The organism is Marinobacter fonticola, from assembly GCF_008122265.1.
Lineage (GTDB): Bacteria > Pseudomonadota > Gammaproteobacteria > Pseudomonadales > Oleiphilaceae > Marinobacter_A > Marinobacter_A fonticola.
On record NZ_CP043042.1, the window covers coordinates 411,856 to 424,980 of the forward strand.

13 protein-coding genes are annotated in these 13,125 nt (G+C 57.7%); 6 read left to right on the forward strand and 7 right to left on the reverse strand.

Annotated elements, in window-relative coordinates; translation table 11 throughout:
- Positions 1 to 180 precede the first annotated feature (180 nt).
- The 5 genes from FXO11_RS01875 to proC form a co-directional block, all read right to left on the reverse strand.
- Entirely contained in the window at positions 181 to 1,668 is a 1,488-nt protein-coding gene (locus FXO11_RS01875; RefSeq protein WP_148861311.1) for a SulP family inorganic anion transporter, read from the reverse strand.
- Positions 1,669 to 2,054: 386 nt separating this feature from the next.
- Positions 2,055 to 3,380, reverse strand: a complete 1,326-nt coding sequence (locus FXO11_RS01880) for a TRAP transporter large permease (RefSeq protein ID WP_148861312.1) — start codon at positions 3,378 to 3,380, stop codon at positions 2,055 to 2,057.
- Positions 3,377 to 3,904, reverse strand: a complete 528-nt coding sequence (locus FXO11_RS01885; protein ID WP_148861313.1) for a TRAP transporter small permease subunit — start codon at positions 3,902 to 3,904, stop codon at positions 3,377 to 3,379. The genes FXO11_RS01880 and FXO11_RS01885 overlap by 4 nt, the downstream gene beginning before the upstream one ends.
- 72 nt (positions 3,905 to 3,976) lie before the next feature.
- Entirely contained in the window at positions 3,977 to 5,038 is a 1,062-nt protein-coding gene (gene dctP, locus FXO11_RS01890) for a TRAP transporter substrate-binding protein DctP (RefSeq protein WP_148861314.1), read from the reverse strand.
- Positions 5,039 to 5,099: 61 nt separating this feature from the next.
- Positions 5,100 to 5,927, reverse strand: a complete 828-nt coding sequence (proC, locus tag FXO11_RS01895) for a pyrroline-5-carboxylate reductase (protein WP_148861315.1) — start codon at positions 5,925 to 5,927, stop codon at positions 5,100 to 5,102.
- 293 nt (positions 5,928 to 6,220) lie between these two features.
- Between proC and FXO11_RS01900 the strand changes: the two genes are divergently transcribed.
- Positions 6,221 to 6,964, forward strand: a complete 744-nt coding sequence (locus FXO11_RS01900) for an AraC family transcriptional regulator (protein WP_148861316.1) — start codon at positions 6,221 to 6,223, stop codon at positions 6,962 to 6,964.
- A gap of 195 nt (positions 6,965 to 7,159) precedes the next feature.
- Positions 7,160 to 7,330 carry a hypothetical protein gene (locus FXO11_RS20235; protein WP_168203109.1) on the forward strand — a complete coding sequence of 57 codons (171 nt, stop codon included), beginning with the start codon at positions 7,160 to 7,162 and terminating at the stop codon, positions 7,328 to 7,330.
- Positions 7,331 to 7,444: 114 nt separating this feature from the next.
- Here FXO11_RS20235 and FXO11_RS01905 read toward each other — a convergent pair whose 3' ends face one another.
- Together FXO11_RS01905 and FXO11_RS01910 are read right to left on the reverse strand one after the other, a co-directional pair.
- Entirely contained in the window at positions 7,445 to 9,496 is a 2,052-nt protein-coding gene (locus tag FXO11_RS01905; protein WP_148861317.1) for a putative bifunctional diguanylate cyclase/phosphodiesterase, read from the reverse strand.
- Positions 9,497 to 9,761: 265 nt separating this feature from the next.
- Positions 9,762 to 10,565: a DUF3750 domain-containing protein gene (locus tag FXO11_RS01910; protein ID WP_148861318.1), complete on the reverse strand. Its 804-nt coding sequence runs from the start codon at positions 10,563 to 10,565 to the stop codon at positions 9,762 to 9,764.
- Positions 10,566 to 10,804: 239 nt separating this feature from the next.
- On the opposite strand from FXO11_RS01910, the gene FXO11_RS01915 reads away from it, so the two are divergent.
- From FXO11_RS01915 to FXO11_RS01930, 4 genes are all read left to right on the forward strand, one after another.
- Positions 10,805 to 11,908, forward strand: coding sequence for a BamA/TamA family outer membrane protein (locus FXO11_RS01915; protein WP_168203110.1), 1,104 nt, complete (start codon positions 10,805 to 10,807; stop codon positions 11,906 to 11,908).
- 31 nt (positions 11,909 to 11,939) lie between these two features.
- On the forward strand, positions 11,940 to 12,425 hold the full coding sequence (locus tag FXO11_RS01920) for a GNAT family N-acetyltransferase (RefSeq protein WP_148861320.1): 486 nt from the start codon (positions 11,940 to 11,942) through the stop codon (positions 12,423 to 12,425).
- A 73-nt stretch (positions 12,426 to 12,498) separates the two neighbouring features.
- Entirely contained in the window at positions 12,499 to 12,810 is a 312-nt protein-coding gene (locus FXO11_RS01925; RefSeq protein WP_148861321.1) for a type II toxin-antitoxin system RelE/ParE family toxin, read from the forward strand.
- On the forward strand, positions 12,803 to 13,090 hold the full coding sequence (locus FXO11_RS01930; protein ID WP_148861322.1) for a helix-turn-helix domain-containing protein: 288 nt from the start codon (positions 12,803 to 12,805) through the stop codon (positions 13,088 to 13,090). Before FXO11_RS01925 ends, FXO11_RS01930 begins: the two co-directional genes overlap by 8 nt.
- Positions 13,091 to 13,125: the final 35 nt, after the last annotated feature.

Sequence of the window (13,125 nt, forward strand, 5' to 3'; positions counted from 1 at the left end):
CGCTACCTCGACAGCTTTCTCTGTAAAATACGCGGACTCTTTGAAGCACTCGTACTCTACCAAGCACTCCTGCCAAGTACTCGTAGAAGCGCTCTTGGTGAGTGGTTTGCTCATGGGGTACGGCATGGACCACAGGCTCCGCTCGGTTGAGCGGAGCCTGTGTTTGATGGGCCTATATCGTCAATGTCCCAGCAATGGGTCATCTGCGTCTGGCTTATCATGCACGCCAAACCGGTCAACGATGGTTGCGCTGGCTTCGTTTAGCCCAATCACTTCCACCTGCGACCCCTCCCGGCGGAACTTGATCACGGCCTTGTCCAGTGAGCCCACCGCAGTGATGTCCCAGAAATGAGCCCGGCTGAGGTCGATGACGACGTGGTCGACGACTTCCCTGAAATCGAAGGACGCCAGGAATTTCTCCGATGAGCTAAAGAACACCTGGCCCAGTACGCGGTAAGTGCGGGTGCTGGTTGCTTCATCCAGTTCCGAATCCACCCGCATGTAGTGTCCGACTTTATTGGCGAAGAATAGCGCCGCCAGCAGCACACCGGCGAGCACGCCGAAGGCTAGGTTGTGGGTGGCGACGACGACCACCACGGTCACCAGCATGACGATGTTGGTGGAGAGCGGGTGATGTTTCAGGTTACGGATGGAGTCCCAGCTGAAGGTGCCGATGGACACCATGATCATGACCGCTACCAGCGCCGCCATGGGAATTTGCACCAGCCAGGCATCGAGCACCAGGACCATGATCAACAGGAATACACCGGCGGTTAGGGTAGACAGGCGCGTACGTCCGCCGGACTTCACGTTGATGATGGACTGGCCGATCATGGCGCAGCCCGCCATGCCGCCGAGCAAACCCGAGCCGATGTTGGCGATACCCTGGCCACGACATTCACGATTACGGTCGCTGGGGGTGTCGGTCAATTCATCGACGATGGTGGCGGTCATCATCGATTCCAGCAGGCCCACGACGGCCAGGCCTAAGGAATACGGCAGGATGATCAGCAGGGTTTCCAGGTTCAGCGGCACATCCGGCCAAAGGAAGATCGGCAGGGTATCCGGCAGCTCGCCCATATCGCCGACGGTGCGGATATCCAGACCCAGGATAATCGACACGATGGTCAGTGAGACGATACAGACCAGCGGTGACGGAAGCAGGCGCCCCACCACCGGAAGCAATGGAAACAGGTAGATGATGCCCAGACCGGCCGCGGTCATCGCGTAGACATGCCAGGTGACGTTAGTCAGCTCCGGCAATTGCGCCATAAAGATCAAAATGGCCAGGGCGTTGACGAAGCCGGTGACCACCGAGCGGGAGACAAAGCGCATCAGCCCGCCCAGCCTCAGATAGCCAGCGATGATCTGGAGCACGCCGGTCAGCAACGTGGCCGCCAGCAGATACTGGAGGCCGTGATCTTTAACCAGCGTCACCATTAACAGCGCCATGGCGCCAGTCGCTGCCGAGATCATCCCGGGTCGACCACCGACGAAGGCGATAATCACCGCGATACAGAAAGAGGCGTAAAGGCCGATTTTGGGGTCGACACCCGCAATGATCGAGAAGGCGATGGCCTCGGGGATCAGGGCCAGGGCGACCACGACGCCGGACAGTAAATCGCCCCGTAGGTTCGAGAACCAATTGGCTTTGATTGAATTCAGCATGTTATTCCAGTGAGTCGAGAGTGTTCCAGTCAGTCGAGCGCTTGTCGTGCCCATTTCCGCCTTTGAAAAGGCCTCGTTGCTGGGCGTTCTGACGAGGGGATTGGGGATGATCGCGGTTACGCGTTAAACGGCGGTGTAACCCGGGCGTCCCGGTGATACAGCGATCCTCAGGCCGAACTCGGCTAGGGTGGAGTCATCGTCAACGTACTTTGAAAGGCAGGCATGGAAATGCTTCTGGGCTGCAACGTTATCGGGGCGGCGGAGCTTAGCAGAAATAGCGGATAAACGTAAGGCGACTGCGGCAATTCCCAGCCCGGAGGGCGCGACGCCTCCGGGTTGGGAAGAGTATTAACGGGGTCGGGAAAAAGTATCGACGATGGCTGTATCTACCAGGACGGCCCGCTCGTGAGACTCGGCAGCCACAACACGGCCGGCTCGTAGAACAGCACCACCGCCAGAATCACCAGTTGAATCACGATAAACGGAACGACCCCCAAGTACATATGTTTGAGCGTGATTTCCGGCGGTGTGATCGCCCGCAGGTAGAAGATGGACGGCGCCAGGGGAGGTGTGAGGTAGCTGGTTTGCAGTACCACCAGGAAAGCGACGCAGAACCAGACGTCATCGAAGCCGAGCGAACGCACCACAGGCATGGCGACCGGGATAACAATCAGCACGACCGACATCATATCCAGCACGAAGCCGGCCAGGAACGCGATGAGCAGGATCAGGCCGATAATGGCCCAGGGTTCGAGTCCCGTGGCCATGAGCATGGACTGCACCGTGGCCATGCCACCGGCAGCGAAGAACACACCGGCAAACATGTGTCCACCGAGTAGAATCAGCAGAATCATGGCGGTGATGTTGACCGTGCGGCCACAGGAATCCCAGAACACCTTCAGATTCAGGTTGCGGTACAGCGCTGACAAAACCAGAGCACCGGCGGCGCCGCAGGCGGCTGCTTCGGTTGGCGTGGCCAGACCCAGCAGGATGGTACCCAATACGGTAAAGATCAGAGCCGCCGTGGGCAGCAGGGCGTACAGCGTCACCTTGAGCTTCTGGCTTAGGGAGTAATGCACGGCTTCGTCTTCCACGCGTGGAGCCATCGCCGGTTTGAGGTAGGACACACCGATCACGTAGATGATGAACAGTACGGCCATCAGCAAGCCTGGAATCAGCAGGCCGCTAAATAGCGAACCTACGGACACGCTGGCCACAGGCCCCAGCACCACAACGGTGATCGAGGGCGGTATCGCCGTGCCCAACGAGCCGGAGGCACAGATGACACCGGACATCAGGCTTTTGTCGTAGGCGTGCTTCATCATTACCGGAATGGCCAGCATACCGATCACGGCTTCAGTGGCGCCGACAACGCCGCTAGAGGCGGCGAAGATGGTGCCTAGAATAATGGCGCCGACACCCAGCCCGCCGGGCAGGCGAACGGTCCACATGTGAACGGCCTTGAACAGGCGCTCGGCAATGCCGGATTTTTCCAGCATGGCGCCCATGAAGATAAACAGGGGCACTGCCGCGAGGATAGCGTTGGAGGCCGTATCCTCGATCTTGGTCAGCAACTGGTAGGGCGCGGTGCCGCCAAACAGCATCAGGCCGAAAACGGCCGCCACCAGAATCATCGAGAAAGCAATCTGGAATCCCGCAAAGATCAGCAGCATCAACAGCGGGAACATCAGCAACGACAGGTAATCACTCATACCAGCGGCTCCTCGTGGCGTGCGTCTACGTTCTCACCCCGGATCAGGGTCTTGACGGACTTGAGGAGCTCTGCCAGCAATTGCAGGCACAGCAGGGAGAAACCGACACACCAGACGAGGTACACAGGCCACACGATCGGATTCCAGGCGGATCGGCCGGATCGCTCACCGCTTTCCAGGGCATCGTGGAAGTATTTGAACACTTCCCAAGTGAGCCAGACGATCAGCGGCAAGAAGAACAGGTAGCAGAGGGTGCGGATAGCCGCGTTGGCGCGCGGTGGCAGCTTTAGGGTAATCACGTCGACACTAACATGCTGGCCGATCCGCAAGGCGTTAGACATACCCAGCATGAAGATGGCGCCCATGACCATATAACTTGTTTCAAACGCCCAGAGCGTGGGTGAGCCGAGTACATAACGACTAAAGACTTCGTAAACCAGGGCGGCAATCAGCGGCAGTATCAGCACGGCTGCCAAATGCCCGGCATACCGGGTGAGTGTTTCAATCAGTGCGATCAGTTTCATGAGAATGTTCCGGACAAATAAAAAGCCGGGATAGCCGCCCGTAGGTAGCTATCCCGGTTGCAAGCGGGAAGATCAGCGTTCAGATTTGCCGATGTTCAGGCGGTACTGAGGCCAGCTTTCCATGTCCTTCTTGAACTGACGCTGGGATTCGAGAACCTTGGCGAACCACTCGTTATCCTTTGCCTTTTCGTCTTCCCAGGCTGCGGTTTCCTCGTAGATTTTCTCGATGAAGGCCGGGTCCAGGCGAACGATTTCGTTCGGGCCATTCTCCAGTTCGCGGTAGGCTTCCAGGTCGGCGTAGGTTGCGGCCAGCCAGGAGTCGAAGAGTGCGAGTTTGGCGGAGTCACGGATGAGGGTCTTTTCCTGATCGTCCAGCTTGCTCCACACGTCCTTGTTGACCTGGCACTCCAGCACGCCGCCGGACTGATGCACGCCTGGAACGATGACGTACTGGGCCACATTCTGGAAGCCGGTAGGCTTGTTCATTTCCGGGCTGCCCCACTCGGCGGCATCGATAACGCCGCGTTCCAGCGCCGTGTAAATATCGGAACCGGCCATGACCACGGTAGATGCCCCCAGGCGGGAAGCGATTTCAGCCCAAGCGCCGGAGGTGCGCAGACGCAGCCCCTTGAAGTCTTCCAGAGTCTGGACCTTCTTGTTCGAGTGGAGGAAGATTTCCGTGCCCAGGATGGAACAGGGGAAAGCCACTACGCCGAATTCTTCCATACGGAACTGCTCGTACAGATCGGCACCGCCGCCCTGGTACATCCACAGCATGAATTCTTCCGGGGTCAGACCACTGGAATGACCGGCCAGCAGTGCGGCGGTGGGATCCTTACCGTAGTCGTAGGCGAGGTAGTTGTGGCTCACCTGCGCCACGCCGCTTTCCACGGTTTCGGTCACTTTTAGCGCGCTGCCCAGGGTGCCGCCGGGGAAAACCTGAATGCTAATTTCGCCGTCGCTGAGTTCCTTGACGTGGTCGGCGAAGTCTTGGGCGTCCCGCTCGAGCCATGGGCCGCCGCTCCAGGGTGTTGCCATACGCCAGGATTTCTCCTCGGCCTGGGCGGTAGTAATACTGCTACTAATAGCTGCGGTAAGGAGCGCTGCAGAAGCCAGCTTGTACATTGATTTCATCTGAGATACCTGTCTTTTTTTTGGTTGGGGAAGAGCCCACGAAAAGCCTCACGGCTGTTCGTCAGGTTGAGAACTCGAGTTGCATCTGGCGCGCGCGTTCGGCGCAAGCGGTCATGGCCTGTTTGAAAATGTCGTTGAAGCCAGCGTTCTCAAAGCTGGCGATAGCTCGCTCGGTGGAGCCTTTGGGCGACATCACGTTGCGCTTGAGCTGACCTGGCGCATACTCGCTGGCCAGGGCCATACAGGCCGCGCCAAAGCCGGTTTGCAACGCCAGGCGGCGGGCTGTGCCGCGAGGCAGGCCAAGCTCGACGCCGGCGTCCTCCATCGCCTCGAAGATCTGAAAGAAATAGGCTGGCCCGCTGCCGGATACGGCGGTGGCCGCGTCCATCAGGTTTTCCTCGGCAATCCATTCCACTTGGCCGACGGCGGCGAGCAGATCCTGTGCGACAGCGCGCTGGGCTTCGGAAACGCGACCGTTGGGCCAGAGTACCGAGGCGCCGGCCCGGACCAGCGCCGGAGTATTGGGCATACAGCGAACGATAGGCATGTTGCCGCCCAGCCAGCTGTCGATGTTGTCTGCCAGCACTCCAGCCGCAACGGAGATCATCAGCGGCTTATCGGTACGGGCTTGGAGTGTCTCGGCCATGGGACGGCAGACATCGGCCAGGATCTGGGGTTTAACCGCCAGGACAATGACGTCCGCCCGGGCTGCGGCGTCGTTATTGTCTGCCGAAGTGTGGATGCCGTATTTTTCGCGAACAGCGGCCTGTGCTTCGGAATCCGGTGTGGTAGCGATAATGCTGGCGGCGGGCAGCCCGCTGTCGATCAGCCCGCCGATGATGGCGCTGGCCATGTTGCCCGCGCCAATGAAGGCGACAGTCTGGTTCATGTCGTTGGTTCTCTTTTGTAAGAGCCTGCTTTCACCGGTGGCTTATACCTGTGAATAGGTTGAGGCTTCGATGGGCGGTGTCCGTCATGAACTCGCGTTCATTTGATTGTCGTAATGAGGAGGGCGGAAGGTCTTGCGCCAGCATCATAGGTTTTTGCGCAAGACTCCGAAGTTGATGTGAGGCGTTTTAGGAAAACGTAAAGACGTGATAATTACAGGTTTTCTGGTTTGCATTTTGCATAGGAATTAGCTATAAATGAATGTGCCCATTTCCGGTGAAATGATAATCAATCATGGCTACGCGTATTCGGACATTTCCACTCCCCAACAACTGCCATCACCACGATCATGACTACCATCAACTGGTCATTGCCATGCGTGGCCAGGCCGAGTTCGAGATTGCCGGTCGCGGCGGCCGGGTGGACGTGTTGCACGGGTGTCTGGTGCCGGGCGGCGACGTGCACTTCTATGAAGGGATTGGCGAGAACGCCCATATCGTAATCGATGTGCCCAACGAGGATGTGAGCACCAATATGGAGCGTCTATTCGACGCTCCGCGCTATTTTGAGGCGGATGCGGGGTTGCGGTTGCTGCTGGCCTACATTCAGCGAGAAGCGAGTACCTGGAGCCTATATCCGGAAGCGGCAACCGGTCTCACTCAGGGATTGATGGGTGCTCTGCACCATCGAATGTTCGACCGGCCGTGCGCACCGGTTCGGGGTAAGCTCGATCTGGCGCTGCTCGAAGCCTACGTGCACAAGCACCTGAACGAACCTTTACCGGTCTCTCGGCTGGCCGCGGTGGCTCACGTCAGCGTCGGCCATTTTCACCTGCTGTTTCGTGACGCGACGGGGATGACCCCCTACCAGTACCTGCTGGAAGCACGCTTGCGCCGTGCGCGGGAGCTGTTGGTGCAGACGCCCATGCCGCTGGCAGAGATTGCCGGCCAGGTCGGTTTCTCCAGTCAAAGCGCTCTAACGCACGCCTTCCGGCGCTTCTATGGTGAACCACCCGGGCGTCTGAGGCGACTGCACTAAGGTCTTTTTCGGTCGCTGCGTTTCAACTGTACTGGTTACAGCTTGTCGTCAGCCAACTCTGTATTGCCCATTTTCCAAACCTGCTGTGTCTGCCCCATTTCCGGCCTTTTTGTGACCATAAGCAAACGGGAACGGCCCTGTCCAAGTGCGCTCGACCCGTGACCTTCTCTCACAGACCAAAGCGGGGTAATGACCATGCACATCAGGGTTCGCCAGGCCCTCAGAGTCTGGCAGCATCGAGCAACCTCCCGGAAATCATTGCGTCAGCACATGCTGTGGAGCGATACGGCCGTGATCGAACGCGATCTGGGAATGATTCCAGGCAGCCTTAAACGCGAGGCCCACAAGTTCTTCTGGCAGGCGTAGAAATTCATAGACCATCGAAAAGACGGGCCCCTGGATGCCCTCAGGCCGTCAAAATCGATGTCCTAAAACTGTCCAATGCGAGGGCCGGGCCTAATGACCGGCCTAATGAACAGTCTAATGAGAGAACCCGGCACTCAGGCCCAGCATCTGGTAGCAGGGCTTCGGCTTGGCAAAGAAATAGCCCTGGCCCATGTCACAGTTCATGGAGCACAGAACCTGGGCCTGCTCTTCCTCCTCGATACCTTCGGCAATGATGCGTAGGCCGCTGGCCTTGCCAATGGCGATGATCGAGCGCATCAGCGTGGCGCCGCGGGTACTTGTCAAATCGTCGACGAAGATCTTGTCGATCTTGAGCTCGTCCACCGGCAATTGCTGCAGGTAGCTGAGAGAGGAATAGCCGGTTCCGAAGTCGTCGAGGCTGATCTGGATGCCCAGGCCCCGAAGTTCATCCAGCAGACGCGTGGTGGTCTTGCGCATTTTCATCACGATGCCTTCGGTAATCTCGAGCTGCAGCTTGTGTCCGGGCACGTTATGCGTGTTTAGCAGTTCCTTGATGAAAACCGGCAAGGTGGTATCCGAGAAATGCTTGGCGGTCATGTTGACCGCGATCACGGGCGTTTCCAGCCCCTGTTCCCGGCATTTGGCGATCAGTTTTACGACCTCCGCCAGCATGTAGCGATCCAGTTTTTGCCCGAGCGTCGTGCGTTCTGCGATAGGAATAAAATCGGCCGGAGGAATAAGGCCGTGTTCCGGATGGTTCCAGCGCACCAGTGCCTCATAGCTGTCTATCCGGTGGCTCGCGAGGCAGAGTTTGGGTTGCAGGTAGATTTCCAGGGACTGGCAGTCGAGCGCATGCTTCAGACCTTGTTCGATATCGAGCTGCCAGCTGACCCCGGCATGAAACTGGGGGCTAAAAAAAGCCACCGCCTGATCGTGCGTCTTGGCGTATTGCAGTGCCGAGGCCGCGATCTGGATCAGTGTCTCGGGTTGGTCGCTATTGCCCGGGTAAAGTGCGATGCCACAGGCCGTATCCAGTCTAATGCTGTCGCCGTCGATGGCGATCGGCTGCTCCAGGGCCTCCACCAGACGCCGCGCCATGCCGTGGGCGTCAGCGTGGTTCCTAACGGGTAAGGCGATCAAAATACCACTGCCCCCTTCCCGCGCGCACAGGCAAGGTCGATCCAGCGTACGGTTGATGCGCGCCGCCGTTTCCGCCAGAACCTCGTCACCCACGGTGTAGCCATATTTCTGGTTAATGAGGGTGAAGCGTTTGCTGTCCAGGTGCATTAACGCGTAGGTGTATCTGGAGCTGATCCAAGGTTTCAGTGCGCCGCTGAATGCGCGTTTATTGAGAAAGCCGGTCAGCAGATCGTAATTTTCCAGATAAAGGGCATGCTGGAGTGCAGCTTCCTTGTCGGACACGTCGATACCCAACCCCTGAAGCTCGATGGGTTGGTCTTTTCTCGCACCCTCCACACGCTTGAAGGACCAGTCCACCAAGGCGCCATCGCCGCGGGATCTCATGGTCACGGTGATGTTGACCTCGTCCAGGTCGCTGTTTTGCTGAAACATTTTGCACAGGCGTGACGCCAGTTGATGTTCGCCATCCAGTGCGATGTCGGTTAGTTCCACACCTAACAGGTTATCTTGCTGAATGCCGATTACCTGGGAAAAGGACGCGTTGACGAAGGTGATGCGCAACTTGCTGTCGACCCGGCAGATCAGTTGCTTCTGGCTCTCGACGATGTCCCGGTAACGCTCTTCGGCGGCTTCGAGTTGTCGTAAAGCCTGGTGGTAGTGAGTCAGATCGTGGCAAATGCCAATGAAGCTCCGGGCGCCTTCATGCATGGCCTCGCCAACCGCCAAATGCATGGGGAAGACCGAGCCGTCCTTGTGCTTGCCCTCTACTTCGCGGCCAATGCCGATAATTTTGGCTTCGCCGCCTTCCATATAGTTGTTGATGTAGCCGTCGTGTTCGCGAGCGATGGCAGCGGGCATCAGATGATTGACTTTCTCGCCGATCACCTCCTCGCGGCCGTAGCCGAACAGGCGTTCGGCACTGCTGTTAAAGCTGGTTATGACGCCTTGTTCGTCAATAGTGATGATGCCGTCCACGGCGGCTTCGAGCAGTGTGGAATACAGATCGTCAACCTTCGACAATGCCATGACGAACCTCGCCTGTGACTGGAACTGGCGAACCAGTTCATGTAGCTCCCTGGCGACAAAAAGCGCCGTTTCCCTAGATGACCGTCTTTTGCCCGTAAGCAAAGTCTAGCCATTGAACACTCAGTTTACTTACACCTACATTAATGAAGTTAGCGTTCACTGACCAGTCATAGCTTGTCCATCAACGTTTAAGCAAAGACAGGCGAGTGTTAACGTTTCATCAGGGATAGGGTGCAGGTGGGGCGGAGCGATGCAGCTTGGCCGCTTATTCGGTGACCGCGACCTCGTCGATTTTGCCGGATTCGGGCTGCCAGGGTTCCAGCAGCCCCAACTGGCCAACGCCCGGCAGTTTGATGGCCAGTGCCAGTGGATCGACCCCGAAGGAAAGGCCCAGCACGTTGAGTTCCAGACCTTCGCGTACGCTGGCTAATACGCCCACGTAGCCGAGAATCGATAACTGGTAGCCCGAATCGCTAGGGCTAGCGGCGACGAAAGGCGCTTCCAGGTAGTCCTTGCCAATCGCCGTGTTGGGTAGGGCGACATCCAGGGCTGGCACCTGGCGGATAATCCAGGCGGTGAAGGTATTGCTGTTCGGACCCGGCCAGGCCTCGTAGGTACGCTGGAACGGGTAGTCCTCGATGGCCTGTTGGATTTGGGGAATCAATGGGGCCGCTTGCTCGCCCCGGATGTCGGCGATCAGCACAGGTTCGCTGCCATACCAGGCGGTATCCGGTTCGGCGGGCCGTGAGCGCACCTTCTGGCTACCCCAGCCGGTCACTTCATGAACCCAGTAAGTCGACGCGCCTTCTTCTTTGGTGGCAATCCAGGTGTGCACCGCAAAGTAACCGCGCCAACCGAATGCACGGGCATGGTAAACCTGAACGATCGCGCCTGGCTCTTTATCCGGCAAAGGGGCGATCCCGGCGCTGGAGCGGTCGGCGTTATACCAGGTGTCTTGGGTATCGAAGCCGCTGCAGGCCGCGACTAGGAGTGGCCCGGCGAGGAGCACGGCAAGCAACAGCACGAAGCGGATCGTTAAGCGGAGTGTGAATAGGGCGTGCTTCTTCATGGGTCCATGGCGATTATGGCGGATAGGCCGTTCTATGCGAGACGTGTTCCGGATTGACGTAAGACGGACAGAAATCGATTGGACCGGCGCGGCAGACAATGGTTCCGCGGATCGTCTGTGCGGAGTGAGCCGAGACGCGCTGCCTGGAAAGTCGCGATGCGCTAGACGAAACGATCGATTGCTACAACACTGAAGCAGGAGAAGTGAGCGCCGCAGACTCTATGCAGGAGCGATTCTTAATGAAAGAGACAGGGAGCTTCATCGCGCGGGCGGCGTGGTGCGTTGCCGGTATGCTCATGCCTGTTTTCGCAAGCTCGCAGCCGAGCGAGAGGGATGAACACGCGTCTTCCGAGTCCGCGGCCGAATCGCAGAGGGAGTCCCCCTGGGTGGTTGCGCCGAAATTCAGCAGTGACCCCAAAGTCGGCACGTCATTGGGCTTTCTGGCGGGATACTTGTTCAAGCTTGACCCTGAATCCACCTCCTCGATGGCCGGTGCGATGGCGTCTTACAGCAATACCGATTCCGTTATTGGAACGGCCTTTCTGCGCACCTACTGGGACGAAGACAGCAAGCGCTTCACCGCCGCCCTCGGCGGTGGCCGGATCAAGAACGACTACTCTGATTTCTTGGGCTCGGGGCTGCCCGCGTCCACGACCGACGAAATGAAAGTGGCGTATGCCCGCTATCTACAGGAAGTCGGCTCGAACTGGTTTATCGGTGGGCAAGGGGTGTACACCAACTATCTCGCGGTAGGGGACGACTTTCGCACGGACGAAGTTTTGAAAGCGCTGGGACTCACCGGTATCGATTCCGGGGCGCTGGGCGTGGTGCTCATGTACGACGATCGCAATAATCAGAATGCCCCGACCGCCGGCAAACTCTTCAACCTCAACAATTTTGCCTACCGGGAAGCGCTGGGTGGCGATGAAAACTTCGATACCCTTAACCTGGAGTTCAAACACTATGTGACGCACGCCGAGGGCGCGGTGTTTGCCTATCACGTATCGGGACGCTGGACCCACGATGCTCCGAGCAGTGGTTACTCCAGCGTCAATCTGCGGGGCTACACTCGCGGCCAGTACCTGGCGCCTCACTCCCTGGCTGTCGAGGTGGAAGAACGTCTGCATATCCGCGGCCGCTTCGGCCTCAACCTCTTTGCCGGCGTGGCCTGCCTGTATGGCGACGGCGACGAATGCGATGAGCGCGACAGCCTCTATCCCAGCGTGGGGCTGGGCGGCGAGTATGTGATCAAGCCGTCCGAACAGATGGTGATTACGGTCGACTACGCAAAAGGCGAGGGCGAGAATAGCGGTTTCTATGTGCGGTTCGGGCAGGCCTTCTAAAATAAACAGCATTTAACGTCGGGAAGCCAGCATGCAAATAGTCAAAATGACCGGTCCTGATTTCGAGCTCTTCTGGCCGATTTTCCGCGAGATCGTCCGGGCAGAAGATACCTACGCCTTCGATCCGGATATCAGCTACGAACAGGCCCGATCACTTTGGCTGGAGACGCCCACGGCGACCTACGTGGCGAGGGAGGGCGATACGGTGCTTGGCTCCTATTACCTCAAGCCCAACGCGGCGGGTCCCGGTTCTCATGTCTGTAACTGTGGCTACATGGTTAGCCGATCTGCCAGGGGAAAAGGCGTCGCCAGACGTCTTTGCCTGCATTCGCAGGATATCGCGAAGACCCATGGGTATACCGCCATGCAGTTCAATTCGGTGGTTTCGACAAACGAAGCGGCTGTGGCGCTTTGGAAGAAGCTGGACTTCGAGGTCGTGGGCACGCTTCCGGGAGCATTCAAACACAAGCAGCTTGGGTTTGTGGATTCCTTGGTGATGTTTAAGGCACTTGTTTAGCCTGTCCTAACCAGAGGCAATGACCGGTCGTAAATGATTGAGTTTATATACGGCAATGCCGTATATTTAGTTAATGTTATTCATCGAAACTTCAACGTTCACCAATTTATTGCCTGATTACTTATCGGATGAGGAATATCGTGGTCTTCAAACGTATCTCATGCAAAAGCCGGATGCGGGAGACTTGATAAAAGGCTCCGGAGGTGTGCGCAAGGTTCGGTGGGCGCCGACAGGTTCAGGGAAGAGCGGTGGCTTCAGGGCGATTTACTACTGGAAAAAGTCCGACCACGAGATATGGATGCTCACGCTGTATAGTAAATCAGAGCGTGCCTCGATTCAGGGGCATATGCTCAAACACATAGCGGAGGCAATCAAAAATGGCTGATAGAGATCTTGGTTCCGAGATCCTGGATGGCCTGAACGAAATTAAACAGTTCAAGAAAGGGAAGCTGAGTTTACGTACCCATCAGCTTTCCAGGCCCTCTTCACCGAAAGTTATCCGCTTAAGACTTAAGATGTCTCAGTCTGATTTTGCCGGCTTAATGGGCGTGAGCGTACGGACGCTGCAGGACTGGGAACAGGGGCGCCGAGAGCCCCAGGGCCCGGCGGTGGCGTTATTGCGTATTGCAGAACAACATCCCGAGGTCTTTGGCCAATTACATTGAAAATGGAGAGCGTTTTTTGGGCTGGCGGTCATGGG